Annotated in this window: 19 protein-coding genes; 12 read left to right on the top strand and 7 right to left on the bottom strand. The window is 69.8% G+C overall.

All coding sequences use genetic code 11. From position 1 onward, the window contains the following. Positions 1-208: 208 nt before the first annotated feature. From MKK67_RS31535 to MKK67_RS31515, 5 genes are all read left to right on the top strand, one after another. Complete coding sequence (locus MKK67_RS31535) at positions 209-1,591, top strand: flagellar hook protein FlgE (RefSeq protein ID WP_243972999.1); 1,383 nt, start codon at positions 209-211, stop codon at positions 1,589-1,591. 34 nt (positions 1,592-1,625) lie between these two features. Continuing rightward, a complete protein-coding gene (flgK, locus tag MKK67_RS31530) occupies positions 1,626-3,560 on the top strand; it encodes a flagellar hook-associated protein FlgK (RefSeq protein WP_243972997.1) in 1,935 nt (644 codons plus the stop codon). A gap of 2 nt (positions 3,561-3,562) precedes the next feature. Then, a complete protein-coding gene (locus MKK67_RS31525; RefSeq protein ID WP_243972995.1) occupies positions 3,563-5,161 on the top strand; it encodes a flagellin in 1,599 nt (532 codons plus the stop codon). Positions 5,162-5,257: 96 nt separating this feature from the next. Beyond that, a complete protein-coding gene (locus tag MKK67_RS31520) occupies positions 5,258-5,518 on the top strand; it encodes a hypothetical protein (protein WP_243972993.1) in 261 nt (86 codons plus the stop codon). 142 nt (positions 5,519-5,660) lie between these two features. After that, on the top strand, positions 5,661-5,867 hold the full coding sequence (locus MKK67_RS31515; RefSeq protein ID WP_243972991.1) for a hypothetical protein: 207 nt from the start codon (positions 5,661-5,663) through the stop codon (positions 5,865-5,867). A 209-nt stretch (positions 5,868-6,076) separates the two neighbouring features. On the opposite strand, the gene MKK67_RS31510 is transcribed toward MKK67_RS31515, so the two are convergent. From MKK67_RS31510 to MKK67_RS31500, 3 genes are all read right to left on the bottom strand, one after another. Further along, a complete protein-coding gene (locus MKK67_RS31510; RefSeq protein ID WP_243972989.1) occupies positions 6,077-6,550 on the bottom strand; it encodes a hypothetical protein in 474 nt (157 codons plus the stop codon). Beyond that, complete coding sequence (locus MKK67_RS31505) at positions 6,537-6,896, bottom strand: rod-binding protein (RefSeq protein ID WP_243972987.1); 360 nt, start codon at positions 6,894-6,896, stop codon at positions 6,537-6,539. The genes MKK67_RS31510 and MKK67_RS31505 overlap by 14 nt, the downstream gene beginning before the upstream one ends. An 82-nt stretch (positions 6,897-6,978) precedes the next feature. Beyond that, positions 6,979-8,118, bottom strand: coding sequence for a flagellar basal body P-ring protein FlgI (locus tag MKK67_RS31500; RefSeq protein WP_243972985.1), 1,140 nt, complete (start codon positions 8,116-8,118; stop codon positions 6,979-6,981). Positions 8,119-8,362: 244 nt separating this feature from the next. Here MKK67_RS31500 and MKK67_RS31495 point away from each other — a divergent pair, with 244 nt between their 5' ends. Then, on the top strand, positions 8,363-8,791 hold the full coding sequence (locus tag MKK67_RS31495) for a flagellar assembly protein FliX (protein ID WP_243972983.1): 429 nt from the start codon (positions 8,363-8,365) through the stop codon (positions 8,789-8,791). Positions 8,792-8,908: 117 nt separating this feature from the next. Here the strand turns inward: MKK67_RS31495 and MKK67_RS31490 are convergent, their stop codons facing one another. Further along, a complete protein-coding gene (locus tag MKK67_RS31490) occupies positions 8,909-10,405 on the bottom strand; it encodes an ATP-binding protein (protein WP_243972981.1) in 1,497 nt (498 codons plus the stop codon). Between the two features lie 155 nt (positions 10,406-10,560). On the opposite strand from MKK67_RS31490, the gene MKK67_RS31485 reads away from it, so the two are divergent. After that, a complete protein-coding gene (locus MKK67_RS31485; protein ID WP_243973374.1) occupies positions 10,561-11,808 on the top strand; it encodes an Hsp70 family protein in 1,248 nt (415 codons plus the stop codon). Between the two features lie 7 nt (positions 11,809-11,815). On the opposite strand, the gene MKK67_RS31480 is transcribed toward MKK67_RS31485, so the two are convergent. Together MKK67_RS31480 and MKK67_RS31475 are read right to left on the bottom strand one after the other, a co-directional pair. Beyond that, entirely contained in the window at positions 11,816-12,259 is a 444-nt protein-coding gene (locus MKK67_RS31480; protein ID WP_243972979.1) for a type II toxin-antitoxin system VapC family toxin, read from the bottom strand. Beyond that, a complete protein-coding gene (locus MKK67_RS31475; RefSeq protein WP_243972977.1) occupies positions 12,256-12,510 on the bottom strand; it encodes a type II toxin-antitoxin system Phd/YefM family antitoxin in 255 nt (84 codons plus the stop codon). Before MKK67_RS31475 ends, MKK67_RS31480 begins: the two co-directional genes overlap by 4 nt. Before the next feature lie 259 nt (positions 12,511-12,769). Here MKK67_RS31475 and MKK67_RS31470 point away from each other — a divergent pair, with 259 nt between their 5' ends. The 5 genes from MKK67_RS31470 to MKK67_RS31450 all read left to right on the top strand — a co-directional run bounded on the left by MKK67_RS31470 (position 12,770) and on the right by MKK67_RS31450 (position 17,044). Beyond that, positions 12,770-14,143 (top strand): MBOAT family O-acyltransferase, encoded by a 1,374-nt coding sequence (locus tag MKK67_RS31470; protein ID WP_243972975.1) that lies wholly within the window; start codon positions 12,770-12,772, stop codon positions 14,141-14,143. Positions 14,144-14,145: 2 nt separating this feature from the next. After that, positions 14,146-15,162, top strand: a complete 1,017-nt coding sequence (locus tag MKK67_RS31465; RefSeq protein WP_243972974.1) for a hypothetical protein — start codon at positions 14,146-14,148, stop codon at positions 15,160-15,162. 171 nt (positions 15,163-15,333) lie between these two features. Further along, positions 15,334-15,753 carry an RNA polymerase-binding protein DksA gene (gene dksA, locus MKK67_RS31460; protein WP_050733124.1) on the top strand — a complete coding sequence of 140 codons (420 nt, stop codon included), beginning with the start codon at positions 15,334-15,336 and terminating at the stop codon, positions 15,751-15,753. Positions 15,754-16,160: 407 nt separating this feature from the next. Further along, positions 16,161-16,577: a hypothetical protein gene (locus MKK67_RS31455; RefSeq protein WP_243972973.1), complete on the top strand. Its 417-nt coding sequence runs from the start codon at positions 16,161-16,163 to the stop codon at positions 16,575-16,577. Further along, positions 16,574-17,044: a hypothetical protein gene (locus MKK67_RS31450; protein WP_243972972.1), complete on the top strand. Its 471-nt coding sequence runs from the start codon at positions 16,574-16,576 to the stop codon at positions 17,042-17,044. Before MKK67_RS31455 ends, MKK67_RS31450 begins: the two co-directional genes overlap by 4 nt. 3 nt (positions 17,045-17,047) lie before the next feature. Here the strand turns inward: MKK67_RS31450 and MKK67_RS31445 are convergent, their stop codons facing one another. Then, on the bottom strand, positions 17,048-18,319 hold the full coding sequence (locus MKK67_RS31445) for an NAD(P)/FAD-dependent oxidoreductase (protein WP_243972971.1): 1,272 nt from the start codon (positions 18,317-18,319) through the stop codon (positions 17,048-17,050). Between the last annotated feature and the right edge of the window lie 35 nt (positions 18,320-18,354).

The raw sequence follows: 18,354 nt of genomic DNA, 5'->3' as shown, positions 1-18,354 counted from the left end.
ATAACACCCCGTAAACGCGCAGGCCTCACCCGATCACATCGGCGTGGTTTCCGGTCCGGCAGAAACTGCCGGGTCGGCATCTCAGGCCGGTCAGTGCTGCCGAGCATGCTGCGGCCAATGTCTGATCCGACAAAGACTTAGCTCTGGCACGGCGGTTGCGGTCGCTTGATCCTGCCGGCCAGTGCGGCGCGTATCGGGATCGCATGCCATGGATCTTTTCACCGCCCTGCAGACCTCGGTCTCCGGACTGCAGGCGCAGTCCTACGCCATCAGCAACATCTCCGGGAACATCGCGAACTCGCAGACGACCGGCTTCAAGCGGATCGACACCAGCTTCGTCGACATGATGTCCGAGACCACGCCGAAGCGCGAGGTCGCGGGCTCCGTGCTCGCCCAGTCGCAGCTGACCAACACGATCGCCGGCAACGTCGTGGCCTCGAGCGTCCCGACCAACATGGCGATCAACGGCAACGGCTTCTTCACGGTGGTCCGCAAGACCGGCGATTCGAACGGCGCCGCCACCTTCAGCGGCACCAACGTCTACACGCGCCGGGGCGATTTCTCTCAGGACAAGGACGGCTACCTGGTCAACGGCGCCGGCGGCTACCTGACCGGCACGAATCTCGACCCGGTCACCGGCCAGGCGACCAGCACCGGGCTGCTCAAGATCGGCAACACGTCGCTCCCGGCCCAGCCGACGACGTCGCTGACCTACGCGGCCAACCTTCCGGCGACGCCGGCCACCACGGCGTCCGCCACGTCGGGCTCCGACGTGTACAATCAGCTGCCATCAGCGGTCGTCCTGTCGGGAGCCACGGTACCCGGGCCCACGGTGCCCTCGGCGAGCGCCGGAACCTTCGTGAACAACAGCATCGCGGGCCCGTCGATCACCGCCTACACGCAGACCGGCGCGCCGGTCACCCTGAGCACGCGCTGGGCGAAGGTGCAGGATGCCGCCACGACCCCGACACAGAAGGCGGCGGTCTGGAACCTGTACTACGCTTCCAATCCCTCGGCCTCGGCGAACGCGACGGACTGGCAGAATGTCGGGACGGCGTTCACCTTCGACTCCACCGGCAAGCTGACCGCGCCGACGACGAGCCCGGTCTCGCTCGGCGACGTGAAGGTCGGCGACTACACCTTCTCGGGCATGACCATGAATGTCGGCACGGCCGGCCTGACGCAGTACGCCGACACGTCGGGTGCCGTGACCACCAACACGCTGAGCCAGAACGGCAACAGCGCCGGCACGCTGACCAGCGTCGCCATCGGCGAGGACGGCAAGATCAACGGCACGTTCTCGAACGGTTCGGTGCTGGGGCTCGCCACCGTGGGGATCGCCCAGTTCGCCAATCCCGACGGGCTGAAGGCCGATTCGAACGGCAATTACCTCCAGACCGCCGATTCCGGTCCGGCCCTCGTCGGGCTGAACGGGAGCACGATCACGGGCGCGAGCAATGAACAGTCGAATACCGACATTGCGAGCGAGTTCTCTAAGATGATCGTAACCCAGCAGGCCTACTCTGCGAACACGCGGGTCATGTCGACGGCCCAGACGATGATGTCTGACCTGCTCAACGTGATCCGCTGAGTGAGGGCGCGATCCGAACCGCGGAGGCCGTGAGATGTCGCTGAACGCGCTTTCCACCGCGACCGCCGGGCTTGCGGCCACGCAGGCGGCGATCAACCTCGTCTCGCAGAATGTCGCCAATTCCGGCACGGCGGGCTACGTCAAGCGGACGCTCTCGACGGTCGCCACCGGAACCAACAATTCCGGAGTCGCCACCGGGACGATCACCCGCAGCTTCGATGCCGCCGCGCTCAAGCAGCTGCGGCTCGAGACCTCGGGGGCGGCCTACACCAGCACGAAGGCCGGCATCGCGTCCCAGCTCGACTCGCTCTACGGGACACCCGGCAGCGCGGCGTCGATGGACGGCACGCTCAACACCTTCACCGAATCGCTCCAGGAGCTCGCCGCCAACCCGACCTCGGCGGCCGCCCGCACCACCGTGCTGAGCAACGCCTCGGCGCTGGCCAGCCAGATCAACGGCGCCGCCGCCTCGGTGCAGAACCTGCGCACCGGCGTCGAGGCGCAGCTTGGTACCGACACGCAATCGGCCAGCACCCTGCTGTCCAACGTCGCGAAGCTCAACGCCAAGATCCAGAACACCACCGACGCCTCGTCCCTGGCCGATCTCCAGGACCAGCGCGATCAGGTGATCAACACGCTCTCGAGCTACATGGACGTCCAGACCGTCGCGCAGCGCGACGGCACCGTCTCGGTGCTGACCCAGTCCGGCGTGACCCTGGTCGATCGCGGCAACGCGGCAACGCTGAGTTTCGACGGGCACGGGTCGCTGAGCGCGAATTCGAGCTACTCGACGGACCCGACGAAACGGACGGTCGGCACGATCACGGCGACGCTGCCGGGCGGCGGCAAGATCGATCTCGGGGCGCCCGGCGCCATCCGGTCGGGGAGCCTCGCCGCCGGGATCGAGCTGCGCGACCAGACCCTGCCGCAGGCCCAGCGCCAGCTCGACGACCTCGCCGGGGGGCTCGCCAGCGCCCTGACCAACACCAGCGTCGGCGGCACGCTCAACACCACGACCACCTCCGGTGTCACGGCCAGCGACACCACGATCACCCTGCCGAAGATGCAACCCGGCAATTCGGTGACCTTCCAGGTGACCGACAGCACGAACACGGTGCGGAATGTGACGCTGGTAGCGTCGACGACCCAGAGTAACGGCACGATCATTTCCGCCGGACAGACGACGGATGCCAGCGGCCTGACGCTGACGTTCAACGCCAGCGGCGGTCCGACCACCTACTTCACGCAGATCCAGGCCGCGCTGAACACGTTCAACAGTGATCCCGCATCCGCCCCCTACAAGCTCCCTGCGCTCGGCGTCACGAACGGCCCTGCGACGGCGGCGAATGCGACGCTCACGCTCACGGCGGGCGGCAAGGTAGCGAGCGCCGCGACCGCCAGCGTCACGCTGCCAACCTCGCCGAGCGATCTGACCACGGGCTACCCGCAGCTCGCCCTGTTCACCGACGTGTCCGCGGCGCCGCCGCCAACCCCGCAGCTGTTCACCGGCTCGTTCGACAGCGGCTCGCAGCTCACCGGCTTCGCGCAGCGGATTTCGGTCAATCCGGCGATCTCCGGCAACACCTCGGCGCTCACCGCATCGAGCGCCACGGATACGAGCGCCTCGGGGGGCCGCGCGCAGGCGATCTTCACTGCCCTGACCTCGGCCCAGCAGACGTTCTCGTCGTCGAGCGGCATCGGCGGCGTCTCGGCGCCCTACCGGGCGAGCGTCGTCGGCTTCGCCCAGGACGTGATCGCCTCGCAGGGCTCCGCCGCCTCGAACGCGGCCGCGCTCAACGACACCCAGCAGACCGCGCTCTCGACCGCGCAGAGCCGGTTCTCCGCGGGCGCGGGGGTCAATATCGACCAGGAGATGTCGAACCTGATCGCGTTGCAGACCGCCTACGGCGCCAATGCCCGGGTGCTCACCGCCGCGCGCGACATGCTCAACCAGCTGCTGCAGATCTGACCATGACGACGATCTCACCCTTCGCGGCCGGCTCCTACGTCGCCAACCGGAACACCTCGCAGCTCCTGACGCTGAAGAACCAGCTGAACGACCTGTCGAACCAGCTCTCCAGCGGCAAGGTCTCCCAGACCTATGGCGGGCTCGGCACCGGGCGCTCGACGGCGCTCGGCGCCCAGGCGACCCTGAGCGCGCTCAACGGCTACGGCGCGGGCATCACCGCTGCCCAGACCCGGACGAACCTGGCGGTCACCAGCCTGACCCAGGTCGCAAAGCTGGGCACCGACGCCCGTACGGCCCTGAACAACGGCCTGCAGAGCGTGGCGGCCAACACCACCGCGGGGCGCTCGATCGCGCTTGCCAACCTGCAGACGGCGCTCGACACCCTCAACCAGTCGGCGGCGGGCAGCTACCTGTTCGGCGGCCGCGATACCACGACCCAGCCGGTGCTCGACGCCGATACGATCCTCAACGGCACCACCGACAGCCAGGGCAACAAGCTCGCGGGCCTCACCGCGCTGATCAACGAGCGCGTCACCGCGGAGCTGGGCTCGGGCGGCAACGGCCGGCTGACGCAGACCTCGCCGAGCGCCACCTCCGTCCAGGTGACCGAGGAAGGGAACGCCGCGACGCGCGGCACGTTCGGCTTCACCCTGACCGGCACCCCGACCACGACCGGAACGGCGCTCAACGCCTCGATCACGGGAACCGGCCCGGCCTCGCTGAACCTGAGCCTGTCGGCTCAGCCCACCGCCGGCGACAGCGTCAGCTTCGCGCTGAAGATGCCGGATGGCACCTCCACGACCGTGACGCTGACCGCGGCCGCCAGCGCGGATTCCAGCTCGACCACAAGCTTCGCCATCGGGGCGAGCGTCAACGACACGATGAAGAACCTGTCTGCCACGCTGACCAACGCCCTCAAGGGTGCGGCCACCGGCACCCTGGCGGTGAACGCCACCGCGGCAGTGACGCAGGACTTCTTCACCGGCTCGGCGAAGGGCGGCCCGTCCGGGACTGGGATCATGCCCCAGCAGCGCATCGTCTACGATGCGAGCAAGAACCCGATCAGCTACACCCCCGCCACTGCGACCAACACGGTGCTCTGGTACCAGGGCGAGAACAGCTACGACACGTCGACGAACCCGCCGCAGCCCACCTCAGCCCTCGACACGCAGTCGGTCCAGGTCAGCGCGACCGGCAAGGTCGGCACCGGCGCACGCGCCAACGACCCGACCGTCCGGAACGTGCTCGCCGGCCTGGCGACCATGGCCTTCGCGCTGCCGACGACGAGCGACGCCAACACCAGCGCCACCTACCAGACGGTGGTCAACAAGGCCGGGACGCTGCTGTCGTCCTCCGACCAGACCAACCCCAGCGTCCAGGACACCGTCACGCAGCTCAGCATCGCCTCGACGCGGCTGTCGAACGCCAAGACGACCAACGCCGCCACCCAGACGACGGTCCAGAACACCCTCGACGGGATCGAGCAGGCCCCGACGGAAGAAGTCGTCGCCAAGCTGCTCGATGTCCAGAACCGACTGCAGGCCAGCTACTCGGTCACCGCCTCGCTCTCGAAGCTCTCGCTGGTCAATTACATCAGCTGACGCCGGTATTCGGCTGCGCCACCATAGTCTCGCCGCTTTCCCGCAGTGAAGCGCGGATCGCGGTCGCTGCGACCGCCCGATCGAGGAGAGGTCCGCATGGCGCTGTCCGAACCCGTCCGCGCGGTCCGCCGCCTCGGCTCCACGGCGCAGATCGGCGCCATCGTGTTGGCCGAGCAGGCGATCGACACCTATCTCGACGGTTATGGCCGGCCCGACGACCGCGCCGTCGCCCTCGATATCCTGTTGCGCGACCTTGCGCGTCTCCGCTTCTTGGAGCCCGACCTCGACGGCTTCATCGGCGAGGTCGAGCGCTACATCGATCTGCTGTATCGGGCTCTCGCGCGCCGGGCCGCCTGAGATGGCCCGGCTGCATTCGAGTGCCCTGGTTCTCTCGGCAGCGCTCGCTCTCATCGGCCCTGCCGAGGCCCGGGATCTCGAAAAGGCCCCAACCGCAGCGGCGGCGATACCGTGCCCGGCGAAAGGGCCGGGTTTCGTGCGGATGCCCGGCGGCGCGAGCTGCATCCGCGTCTCGGGCCGGGTGATCGCGGGCTCCGACCTGCGGCCCGGTCACGGTGCCGGCGCTTCGAGCCCACCCGTCATCGCCGGCCGCCTGGCAATCGACAACCGCGCCGATACCGATCTCGGCGAAGTGCGGACCTTCGTGCGGATCGGCAACGGCCAGCGCCAGCGCGGCGGCCTTGATTGAGTGTCACGGGAGAGACTAACTCGAGCATGCGTCTCTCCAACCCTCGCCCTCATCCTGAGGTGACGGAGCCAAGCGGAGGCCTCGAAGGAGCCCTCCGGGGATCGCGCGGCCGGCTGGAGGGCTCCTTCGAGGCCCGCTGACGCGGGCACTTCAGGATGAGGGAGGTGGGTTGGCGTATCTCTACCCGCGATCGTTGCCGACGCTGAACCCTACAGGTTCCGCGACAGCACCAGCGGCCCGCTGCGCGCGCCGCGTCCGTACGGAGAGGGGGCCGGGGCCTGCCTTCCATAGCCCGACGGCATCTGCGCCCGGGCGATCTCCTCCGCCAGCGACTTGATCAGCCCCTCGGAGACGGATTTCGCGCTGTCGAGCACCGACTGGTTCGCCTCCACGGCGGCGGTGAAGCGGCGATGGGCGGCCCGCAGGGTCTCGACGCCGTCGGGATTGAAGCGCTTGAGCGCCACGGCATTCGCCTTGGCGACTTCGAGCCCCTGCATGTAGGCGGCCGCCAGGGCGGCCTTGGGCTCGGCCGCCGCCAGACCCTCACGCAGGCGCCCGGCCCGGACATGGGCGGCTTCCTCGGCCAGGACGGATTCCAGCGCGGCCATGTTGGCCAGCACGCCCCCGACCAGCGCCTCGGCGGTGATCCGGTCGGCGACGCGCAACGGCTCAGCCCTTTGCATTGGTCGCTCCATCGCTCGCCGCGCCCTGCATCTTCATGATCTCACGGAACACCGAATCGGCGATGCCGACACCGCCGCTCTTCACGATCTGTCCCGCATATTCCTTGGTCAGCATCGAGCGGTAGACGCCGCCGCCGGTGCCGTTCTCGCCGAGCGGGCCTTCGGTCCCGTCCGACTGCACCATCCGGTCGAGGCTGTTCTCCAGGAACATCGACTCGAACTCGGTGGCGGTCTTGTGCGCCTTGGCGGTGCTGCCGGTCTTGAGGATGCCGTCGGATACGCTGGTGGCGATGGATTTCCCGACGCCGGCGGCGGCGGTGGCCGCGAAGTTGGCGAGTGGCAGCATGATTTGGCCCTCCAATCCCTTCCTGGGGCATCGTCTTTTTCCGAAAGCCGGCAACCACCTTTCGGGACGATGCACGCGACAATCACATCAGCTCGATATCGGCCTGGAGCGCTCCGGCGGTCTTGATCGCCTGGAGGATCGAGATCAGGTCGCGGGGGCCGACCCCGAGGGCGTTGAGCCCGTCGACCAACTCGCGCAGGCTCACGCCCTCCTTGACCAGGGCCAGCTTGTTGCCGTCCCCGGTATCGACCTTCAGGCTGGTGCGCGGCACCACGGTGGTCCGGCCGTTCGACAGGGGTGCCGGCTGGCTCACCTGCGGCTGCTCGCTGATCGTGACCGTGAGGTTGCCCTGCGCGATCGCCACCGTCGAGACGCGCACGTCGCGGCCCATCACGATGATGCCGGAGCGCTCGTCGACCACCACCCGGGCGGTCTGGTCGGGCTCGACCTTCAGCTGCTCCACCTCGGTGATCAGGCGGATCATGTTGCCGTTGTACTTGGCCGGGATCTGGATCGTGACGGTGGCCGGGTCGGTCGGCTCGGCGGTATCGGCGCCCATGAAGTCGTTGATCGCCGCGGCGATCCGCTTCGAGGTGGTGAAATCGGGGTTGCGCAGGGACAGGCGCAGGGCGCGGGCATCGTTCAGCTTGAACGCGATCTCGCGCTCGATATTGGCGCCGTTGGAGATGCGCCCGTTGGTCGGCACGCCCCGGGTGATCTTGGCGGCATCGCCCTCGGCGGAGAACCCGGCGATCGCTACCGAGCCCTGCGCCAGGGCGTAGACCTCGCCGTCGGCGCCGAGCAGCGGCGTCACCAGCAGCGTGCCGCCCTGGAGGGATTTCGCGTCGCCGAGCGACGAGACGGTCACGTCGATGCGGGTGCCCTGCGCGGCGAACGGCGGGAGGCTCGCCGTCACCATCACGGCGGCGAGGTTCTGGGTGCGCATCGTGGCGCCCCGCGTGTTGACCCCGAGCCGCTCCAGCATCGCCTGCAGCGACTGCTTGGTGAACGGGATGTTGTTGAGCGTGTCGCCGGTGCCGTTGAGGCCGACCACGATGCCGTAGCCCACGAGCTGGTTCTGGCGGACGCCCTCGATCGAGGCGAGGTCCTTCACCCGCGACAGGGCGAGCGCCGGGCCGGAAGCCATCGTCAGCAGCAGCGCACCTGCGACGAGGGCGGCGAGGGCCGATCCGATGAGACTGAAGGGGTGGCTCGGGCGCATGCCGGGTTTTTTCGAGGGTGAACGGACCTGCCTCCCTCCTGCCAGCCCCGTGCCAGCCGGATTTTTTGGTTAAGTCTCTGAGGAAAAATATCATTCTACGGCCGGTATGCGGCCGCCGATTACGATCGACCGGCACCGAACCTGCCGACCCGGCAGCTTCTGCCGGCCTGTTTACCGGTGCTTAACCCTGCCGGCGCGAGTGTCCGAGCAGCGCAGGGGCGCCCGGAGCGACACGAACAGCATCATGCGCGTCGAGACTCGCCAGCCGATCCAGAATGCCGGCGGCGTCGCGGCCAAGGGCCGGGCCGAGGGCGGTCGCGGCTTCAGCCTCGATGCGGCGCCGGCCTCCGCCTCCGGCACCGGTGCGCCGGCTGCGGCGGCGACCCTGGCCGGGCTCGACGCGGTGCTGCTCCTTCAGGGCGAGGCCGAGACCCCGCAGGAGCGCCGCCGCCGCACGGCCAAGCGCGGCCACGACTTGCTCGACGGCCTCGATCGCCTCAAGGCCGCAATGCTCGGCGGCCGCGTCGCCCCGCAGGATCTGCGCGCCATCGCCGGACGGTTGGCCGAGCGCGCGGCGTCATCGGGAGATCCGCGGCTGGATACGCTTATGGGCGAGATCGAGCTGCGTGCCGCGGTGGAACTCGCCAAGCTCGAAGGCCGGCGCAGCGCATAGCTGCACCACCGTCATTGCGAGCAGAGCGAAGCAACCTAGGGAAACGCCGCCTCCTGGGATCGCGCGCCACACTGGGTTGCTTCGCTCCGCTCGCAATGACGGATCGCTTTACGGCCGCTACCCCGCCCGCCGCTTCGGCCCGGTCGGCAGCATCTGCGGCTCGCCCGGGCCGGTCTCGACCCCGAGATCGGGCACCGCGATGATCGGTGCGCCGCGCAGGTCCTTACGGGTGACGATCGCGCCGCGCTCCTCGAGATACGCCAGCATCCGTCGGGCTCGGCCGCCCGAGCTGGTGCCGTAGGCGTCCGCCAGCATCGCGTCGGTGGGACAGGGGGCGCCCTCGATCGCCGCGCGGGCGACCACCAGGAACAGGCCGGCGAGGTCGTCCGGCAGGCCGGTCGCGATCTCCTGGGCCCGCTCCCAGGTAGAATTGTCGGCAACCGCGCCGCCGGCCTCGGCCCGGGCCACCGCGAGGCGGCGCTTGAATTCCGGCAGGCCCATCGTGTCGCCGCGCAGGCGCCGGATGCGGCAACGGACGGTGAAATCCTGGTAGAGCGTCGCGGGGGTGCAGGCGGCGGCGTCGGCATCGGCCAGGACTGAGGCCAGAACCTCGGCCAGCGCGGCCTCGCGCGCCTCCGGATCCATCGGCTCCTCTTCGGGCTCCTCCGGCGGGGCCGGGGGGCGGTAGCTGGCGAGCTGGACGAGCACGTCCGGGGCCGCCACCGGGCGCGGCTTCGGGCGCGGCATCGGCGGCGCCAGGCTGTCGGCCGGGCTCGCCGTGAGGATCAGCGCCCGGGCATCCTCGGTCGGATCGGGGAGGGGAACCAGCACCGGTGATGAGGAACGGCTCACCGTCAGGGTCGGCCCCACCGCGATGGTGAGCGGGCGCCGGGACAAAGCCGGCCCGAGGGCCACGAAATGGCCCCGCGGCAGGTCGCGAAATGTCTCGGCCTGGCGGCGCTCCAATCCCAGAAGATCGGCGGCGCGGGCCATGTCGATGTCGAGGAAGGTCCGGCCCATCAAGAAATTCGAGGCCTCGGCCGCGACGTTCTTGGCGAGCTTCGCGAGGCGCTGCGTCGCGATCACGCCGGCCAGCCCGCGCTTGCGGCCGCGGCACATCAGGTTGGTCATGGCGCCCAGCGAAAGGCGCCTTGCCTCGTCCGAAACTTCTCCGGCCGCCGCGGGTGCGAAGAGCTGTGCCTCGTCCACCGCCACCAGCATCGGGTACCAATGGTCTCGGTCGGCGTCGAACAGGCCGCCGAGGAAAGCGGCGGCGGCGCGCATCTGCCCCTCGGCGTCGAGATTCTCCAGCGACAGCACCACCGAGACCCGGTGCGTGCGCACCCTTGCGGCGATGCGCTGGAGAGCGACATCGTCGCCGTCGGCCTCCACGACCACGTGGCCGTAGCGGTCGGCGAGGCTGGCGAAATCACCTTCCGGGTCGATCACTGCCTGCTGCACGAGCCCGGCGCTCTGCTCCAGCAGGCGCCGGAGCAGGTGCGACTTGCCGGAGCCCGAATTGCCCTGGACCAGGAGCCGGGTGGCCAGCAGTTCGGTCAGGTCGAGGAGCGCCGGCTGCCCGCCGGTCAGGCCGAGATCGATATCGGAACGCATGATCGCTCCATACCACGCCGAAACCGGATCCGTGCGTGCTCCGGATGCGCTGTCCACGCTTCCTGCGCGGCTGCAATGCCGCGGCCGCGCTGGACCCGGACGCCGCCGCCCTGTACGGGCCGCCCTCCCTCGAAACAAACCGGATCCCCACCACGATGGCGGCCTGCGGCCTCGATTTCGGCACGTCGAACACCACCCTGGGGCATCTCGCGGCGGCGGGACCGGCCCTGCTGCCGCTCGAAGGCGCGCACCGGACCATCCCCAGCGCGATCTTCTTCGAGCCCGGCGAGGCGCCGCTGATCGGCCGGGCCGCCACCGCGGCCTATGTCGACGGCCATGCCGGCCGGCTGATGCGCGGCCTGAAATCCGTGCTCGGCACGCCCCTGATGGACGAGGCGACCCCGGTCGGCCGGGAGCGCCTGCGCCTGCGCGATATCATCGCCCGCTATCTCTCGGCGGTGAAGGCACGGGCCGAGGCTGCCTGCGGGCAATCCCTCGACACCGTGGTCCACGGCCGGCCGGTGCATTTCGTCGATGGCGATGCGGAGGCCGACCGGCGGGCGGAGGACACGCTGCGCGACATCGCCCGGGACGTCGGCTTCCGCGCGGTCTCGTTCCAGTACGAGCCGATCGCCGCCGCCCTCGACTACGAGCGCCAGGTCCGGTCGGAGGAGATCGCGCTGATCGCCGATATCGGCGGCGGCACCTCGGACTTTTCGATCGTGCGCCTGTCGCCCGAGCGGCGGGGCCGACCGGACCGGGCCGGCGACATCCTGGCCAATGACGGCGTGCGCATCGGCGGCACCGATTTCGACCGGCAGCTGAGCCTCGGCACCGTGATGCCCCTGCTCGGCCTCGGCAGCCCGATGCGGCGCGGCGACCTCGCGGTGCCGAATGCCTATTACCACGACCTCGCCACCTGGTCGGCGATCAACCGCCTCTACAATGCGAAGACCCTGCGCGAGATCGACGAGGTGATCCGCGACTGCGCCAAGCCCGACCTGGTCGAGCGCCTGCGCGCGGCGGTCGAGGGTGAGCGCGGCCACGCCCTGGCCGGCGCCGTCGAGGGCGCCAAGATCGCCGCCTCCGAGGCCGGCACGACCGATCTCGATCTCGGCCTGATCGAGCCGGGCCTCGCGGCCGAGGTGAGCCGCGACACGCTCTCGGCGCAGACCGGCGACCTCGCCCGGGCGGTTGCCGCCCGGATCGCCCGCTGCCTCGCCCAGGCCGAGCTCGGGCCGGAGCGGATCGACGCGCTGTTCCTCACCGGCGGCTCAACGGGCTTGCCGCACCTACGCGCCGCGCTCACCGCCGCGCTGCCGGCGGCCCGGGTGGTGGAGGGCGACACGTTCGGGTCGGTGGGGCTCGGCCTGACCATCGAGGCGGGACGGCGGGCGGCTTGAGCGTCGGTTAGGTGCCCGAGACCGGCGGGCGAGTGGTCCAGGGATCGAGGATCCGCACCCCCGTCGGCGCGAAATCCGCGACGTTGCGGGTGACCACCGTCATCGCGTGCACCAGAGCCGTCGCGGCGATCAGCGAATCCCGTTCGGGTCGTGGGTTCGGGACGTGCAGGCCCGCGCAGCGCAGGGCCACTGCCGTGTCGATGGGCAGGATCCGTTCGGAGAATTCCGGCATGACCTGTTCATCCATCCATGCACGCAGATGCGCGCCCTGGGTCGGATCGCGACGCTCCGCCAAGCGGATGCCGAGGTCCAGCTCCATCACCGTGATCGCCGACAGGTAGAAGCGATCCGCATCCTCGGCGGAAAGCCAGCGCACCACGTTGGGATCCGCCCGGCCGTCACCGACCTTGCGGAGTTCGGACACGACGTTCGTGTCCAGTAGGAACGTCACGACAGATCCGCCGGCCGCGGCAGGTCGCTGGCTTTGGGGGTTTCCAGCGCGATCTCCGAAAGCCCGGGCTTCGATAGCGCTTCGACGAGGCTGCGGCGCTGGCCCGTGAGACGCCGATACTCCTCGATGCTCAAGAGTACCTGCACCGGCTCGCCACGCCGCGTGATGAAGACGGGGCCCTTCTCGGCGGCCTTTTGCGCTTGGTTGGCGTTTTGCTGGAACGCTCGACTGGACAGAGTCGTGACGGTCATGGCCGGCCCTCTTGAGCGACGGCAATGTTGATATGTTAGAACCTTGGGAAACGATGGGCAATCCGGACCGTGTCGCGACGGCTCTGGTCTGACGTTCTGGATTTCGTTTCACGAGCGAGCCCATGCGGTGCCTGCCCCGATCCGCACCGACGGCCCAGAACCTCGCGATTGACGGGCCCGCCGCGATCCCCGACAAGGCGGGCGCCTCGCGCCCGGAGAGACCGGCGGCCCATCCTTCCCCTGCGCGCCGCCCCGCCCGATGCTGTTCAACTCCTTCGTCTTCCTCCTCGCCTTCCTGCCGGCCGCGCTCATCCTGCACGCGCTGGTGGCGCGCGCGGCGCCGGCCTGGCGGCTGCCGCTGCTCGTCGTCCTGTCCTTCGTGTTCTACGGCTGGTGGGATGTCCGGTTCGTGCCGCTGCTCGCCGGCTCGATCCTCGCAAATTGGTGCGTCGCCCGCCTCTATCGCCGATGGCCGGGGCGGTGGCTGATCCCGGCGGCGATCGCCGCCAACCTCGCCCTGCTCGGCGTGTTCAAGTACCTCGACTTCTTCGCCGACCTCGCCAACCTGATCCCGGGCCTGGAGGCACCGCGGCTCGGGCTCGCCCTGCCGCTCGGCATCTCGTTCTTCACCTTCCACCACATCATGTATCTCGCCGACCTGCGGGCCGGCCGGGCGCCGGCCTTCGGGCTGACCAAATACGCCCTCTACATCGCGTTCTTCCCGCAGGTTCTCGCCGGCCCGCTCGTGCGCTGGAGCGAGATCATGCACCAGTTCGACGAGCGACCTTACGCGCGGCCCGACGCTGCGGAGCGCTTCGCCCGCGGGCTGATGCTGCTCACGGTCGGCCTCGCCAAGAAGGTGTTTTTGGGCGATCCGCTCGCGGCTTACGTGAACCCGGTGTTCCAGGCGGCGGCCGCCGGCAAGGTGATCACCGTCGCGGAGGCGTGGCAGGCGACGCTGGGCTTCACCTTCCAGATCTATTTCGACTTCTCCGGCTATACCGATATGGCGCTCGGCATCGCGCTGCTGTTCGGGCTGGTCCTGCCGCAGAATTTCGACGCGCCCTATCGCGCCACCTCGCTGCGCGACTTCTGGCGGCGCTGGCACATGACCTTGTCGCGGTTCCTGCGCGACTACCTCTACATCCCGATGGGCGGGAACCGGCGCGGCCTGAAGCGGCAGGTCGGAGCGCTCGCCGCCACCATGACGCTCGGCGGCCTCTGGCACGGGGCGGGGCTGACGTTTCTCGCCTGGGGCGCCCTGCACGGGCTCGGCCTCGGCGCCGGGTTGCTGGCGCGGCGGGCGCGGATCACGGTTCCGACGCCCCTCGGCTGGCTGCTCACCAGCCTGTTCGTGATCCTGACCTGGGTGCTGTTCCGGGCCACCAGCTTCGAGGCGGCGCTGCTGATCTTCAAAGGCCTGTTCGGCCTCGCGCCCCACGGTTCCGGCTTCAAATGGCGCACCATCGCGGTGGCGGCCCTGGTCGCCATAGTGGGTCCGACCGCCTGGGCGGCGGTCCATCGCCTGCCGCCTAAGCGCGTCCTCGCCTTCGGCTTCGCGCTCCTGTTCGTCGTCGTCCTCCTCAAGATCGGGGACGATGCGAATTACGAGTTCATCTACTTCCAGTTTTGAGGATGGCGCGCGTTCAACCCCCACAGGATCGGGCCTGGCGCGGGTTCACCCGCACCCTGTTGCTGGCGATGGCCGGGTTGTTCGTGGCCTATCTCGCCCTCGCGGTCGTGGTCGATCCCTACGACACCGGCCGCTCGACCCTGCTGTCCCGCGGCGCCGTCCGCCCGCAGGGGCCGCGCACCGCCTCGGCTCTGCGCGGCCGCGACCCGGCCTATTCCGGCGCGGTGATCGGCAATTCCCACATCCAGCTGATCGAGCCGGCGGCGCTGACCCGTCTCACCGGCATCCCGTTCGTGCAGCTTTCTGTGCCGGCCACCGGCCCGGCCGAGCAGTTCGCCCTGCTCGGCTGGTATCTGAAGCACCACGCCCGACCCGACGCGATCGTGCTCTCGGCCGACGCGTTCTGGTGCTCCGACGATCCGACCTTCCCGAGCGAGCACGGCTTTCCGTACTGGCTGCTCGGCGATTGGCCCGACTATCTCCAGGGCCTGCTGCGCTTCACCGCCGCGCAGGAGACGATCAACCGCCTCGGCTGGCTCCTGAACCCGCGCCGCAAGCAGGCAGCAGCCGACGGTTGGTGGGATTACGAGTCGAACTATCTGGGCCAGGGCTTCGGCCGCGACCCGGCCAAGAAGGCGGCGCTCGAACGGCCCGTCGGACCCGAGGCCGAGCCGCATCACGGTGGCCCGTTCCCGGTCGTCGACCGGCTGCGCGCCGAGCTGGCGCGGGTCCCGGCCGAGACCGCTGTGGTGCTGGTCTTCCCGCCGGTCTATGCCCGCGCCGAGCCGCCGGCCGGCAGCCCCCGGGACGCAGCCGAGGCCGCCTGCCGGGCGCAGGTGCGCTCCGCGCTTGCCGTTCACCCGCTGAATACGGTCATCGACGGACGCGCCGGGCGTCCGGAAGCGGACAATCCAGACCTGTTCTTCGACCAGACCCATTACCGGCTGCCGCTCGCCCGGGCCTTGACCGACGAAATCGCTGCCGCAATCGTACGGTTGCGTACGCACGCGACTGAATAACCCCTAGACCGTGGCTTGTTTGTCGCACGCGCGGACGCATTGGAGACAACATCCAAGCCCTGCAACGCTGCGCGTTGTCGCGATTAAGCACCTCGACTATACGGCACCTCACGTTATCGCCGCGCACCGGCCATCCCCTGGTGGGCGGTTACGATCCAGCGAGGGTGACGCATGGCGAAGGTGACGCTGGAGGACGGCTACGTCCCGTCCGACGACGAGCCCTTCATGAACGACCGGCAACGCGAGTACTTCCGGCGCAAGCTCTTGAGCTGGAAGAGCGACATCCTGCGCGAGGCGCAGGACACGCTGGTCGCGCTGCAGAGCGAGAACGAGAACCATCCCGATCTCGCCGACCGCGCCTCCTCGGAGACCGACCGGGCGATCGAGCTGCGGGCGCGCGATCGCCAGCGCAAGCTGACCGGCAAGATCGACGCGGCGCTCGCCCGCCTCGAGGACGGCTCCTACGGCTTCTGCGAGGAGACCGGCGAGCCGATCTCGCTGCGCCGCCTCGACGCCCGGCCGATCGCGACCCTGTCCCTCGAAGCCCAGGAACGGCACGAGCGCCGGGAGAAAGTTTATCGCGACGATTGAGGGGACAGCGGCGCGCTCCCAGCTGCTCGCTGGACGGCCGACCCTCGTTGAACACCCGATCAGGACCGGCCCTTTCCGGCACGGCACGACGAATGCCGCTGCAGCCGCCCCGTCCGTATTCCGCTGCGGGCGAACGGAGAGACGGCGCGAGATGAATGTCATCTCCGGCACTGTTGAGGCTGATGGAGGGCATGGCCCCGGATCGACATGGATCGATCAGTCTGGCTCGCGGCTCGTAGGACGATCAAAAATGACGATCCAATCGAGCGGATCGCGATCGACCGAGCAATCCTTCCGCTGAAGGTCGTGTTGTGGGGCCGATACCCCACCGGATCGGCGATGGGCCGCCATTGACGCTCGGCCCCCCCGGCGCCACTTCGTCGGCGGCATCCCGGCCGGAGACATGTATGCGAATCCCCAGGACAGCCGCGATCGTCTCAGGGCTGATCGCGTCGCTTGCGCTCGCCGGTTGCGAGGCGCCCAAGCCTGGGCCGGCCGGTCCGCCGGGTCCGAAGGGCGATCAGGGACCGCCCGGCCTGCAGGGGCCGCCGGGCCTGAACGGCGCCACCGGCGAGCGCGGTCCCTCCGGGGATCGTGGCCCCGCCGGTGCGGCCGGACCTCCGGGGCCGGCGATGAACACGCTGGTGCGGCTCGACGTGGCCTGCCACCGCGACGAGGAGCTGATCGGCGCCTATTGCCAGGGCATGGCGGTGGTGCCGTCGGTCACCGTCACCGAAGGCGTGGCCACGGTCGGATGCCTCGACATGACCGCCAAGGCCGCCAAGGATGCGAAACCGGTTGCCGTCTGCATGAGGAAGCCGTGAGACCTCTCGCCCTCGCCTTGCTCGCCGCCTCGGTCGCGTCCGGGGCGCATGCACAGCCGTTCCTGCCCACAGAGCGGGCCGCGATCGACCTCGTGCGCACGCGGCACACCGACAGCCTCGCCACGGTGGACGGGACGCTCGCCTATGCCGAGCGCGCCACCGGGGGGGCTTTCACGCGCGGCGGCTACCGGGTCGTCCGCCGGCCCGGCGAGCCCTTCGCCCGGGTGCAGATCTGCTACCGACTGGGGATCGACCCGCCGACCTGCGGCCTCGATTACCTGGTCACCGTCAACCCGCCCCATGTCGAGCCGGCCGAGCGCTATGACGGCCTGGCACGGGACCTCGAACACAGCCCCCGGGCCTTCCTGCGGGCCCTCGCCCACGAGGCCGATCTCCAGCGCCAGCCCGCGATCCTGAGACGGATCCAGGCCGCGCTGGAGCCCTACAACCCCTACGATTGGCGCTGAGGCCTACAGCAGACGCGGCCAGCCCAGCAGGCGCTCGGGGGCGAAGGCCGCCACCGGGACCGCCGGTTTCTGTCCGGTGGCGAGGTCGGCCACGATCTCGCCGGTGATCGGCCCGGTGGACAGGCCGATATGGCCGTGGCCGAAGGCGAAGAGCAGGCCTTTGTGCCGGGGCGCCGGGCCGATGACCGGCATCCCGTCGGGGGTGGATGGGCGCGAGCCGAGCCAGGGCTCGTTGTCCAGGGGGCCGCCCAACCGCAGGGTCTCGGCCGCCTCGCGGGACGCCGCCTCGATCTGGGTATGGTCCGGGGCGGCGTGGCGGGCATTGAGCTCGACGCCGGAGAGCACCCGCACCCGATGGTCGCCCATTGGCGACAGGATCGAGCCGGCGCCGGTATCGAGAACCGGCCGGGTCAGGGGCGGGCTGTCCGGGTGCAGGGCGTAGTGCCGATGATAGCCGCGCTCGGCCGCCACCGCGAAGCGGTAGCCCAGGGTCCTGGCGATCGCCCCCGAAGCCACGCCTGCCGCCAGCACCACCTGCTTGGCCCGCACCGCGCCGGCCTCGTGGACGATGCGCCAGCTATCGGTCTCCGGCGCCAACCGTGCAACGCTGCCGCGCAGACGCCGTCCGCCCAGGCCCGCGAACAGGGCCTCGCAGGCCTCGATCAGGCGGCCGGGCTCGCGCACCAAGCCGGTCTCGGTGAGCAGCATCGCCCGCGCGTAGGCGCGGACCAGGGCGGGCTCGATATCGCGGATCCCAGCCGTGTCGAGGATGTCGAATGCCACGCCGTGCCCTGAAAGAATCTCCCGCTCCAGGGCGGCGGCCTTGAAGGCGGCGTCGGTGCGATAGGCCTTGAGCCAGCCGGTCCGCTGCAGCCGCTCGCTGGTGCCGGCCCGGGCGGCGAGGCGTTCGTGGGCCGGGTAGGCGGCGCTGGTCAGCGGCAGCAGCGCGGCGGCGGCCCGCCGCCAGCGCGAGGCCCGGGCGCTCGCCAGAAAATGCGCGGTGTAGGGCAGGATCCGCGGCAGGTGTGTGTAGTGCAGGCGCAGGCCCCGGTCGGCATTGCGCAGATAGGCCGGGAGCTTGCCCCACAGGGCCGGGCTCGACATCGGCAGGATCGAGCCGCGGCTGACGACGCCGGCATTGCCGTAGGAGGTCCGGGCCCGGGCCTCGCCGGGATCGCACAGGACCACGTCGAGGCCGCGATCCTTCAGCGCGATGGCGCAGGCCAGCCCGACCATCCCGCCGCCGACCACCACGATATCGGCCGTCTCGTCCATCCCGCGCATCCCGACCCACGCCAAGGGGGGCGTTC

The organism is Methylobacterium sp. J-072, from assembly GCF_022829425.1.
GTDB lineage: Bacteria > Pseudomonadota > Alphaproteobacteria > Rhizobiales > Beijerinckiaceae > Methylobacterium.
The sequence above is the reverse complement of the archived record's forward strand: the minus strand, read 5'-3'. Positions and strand labels throughout refer to the sequence as shown.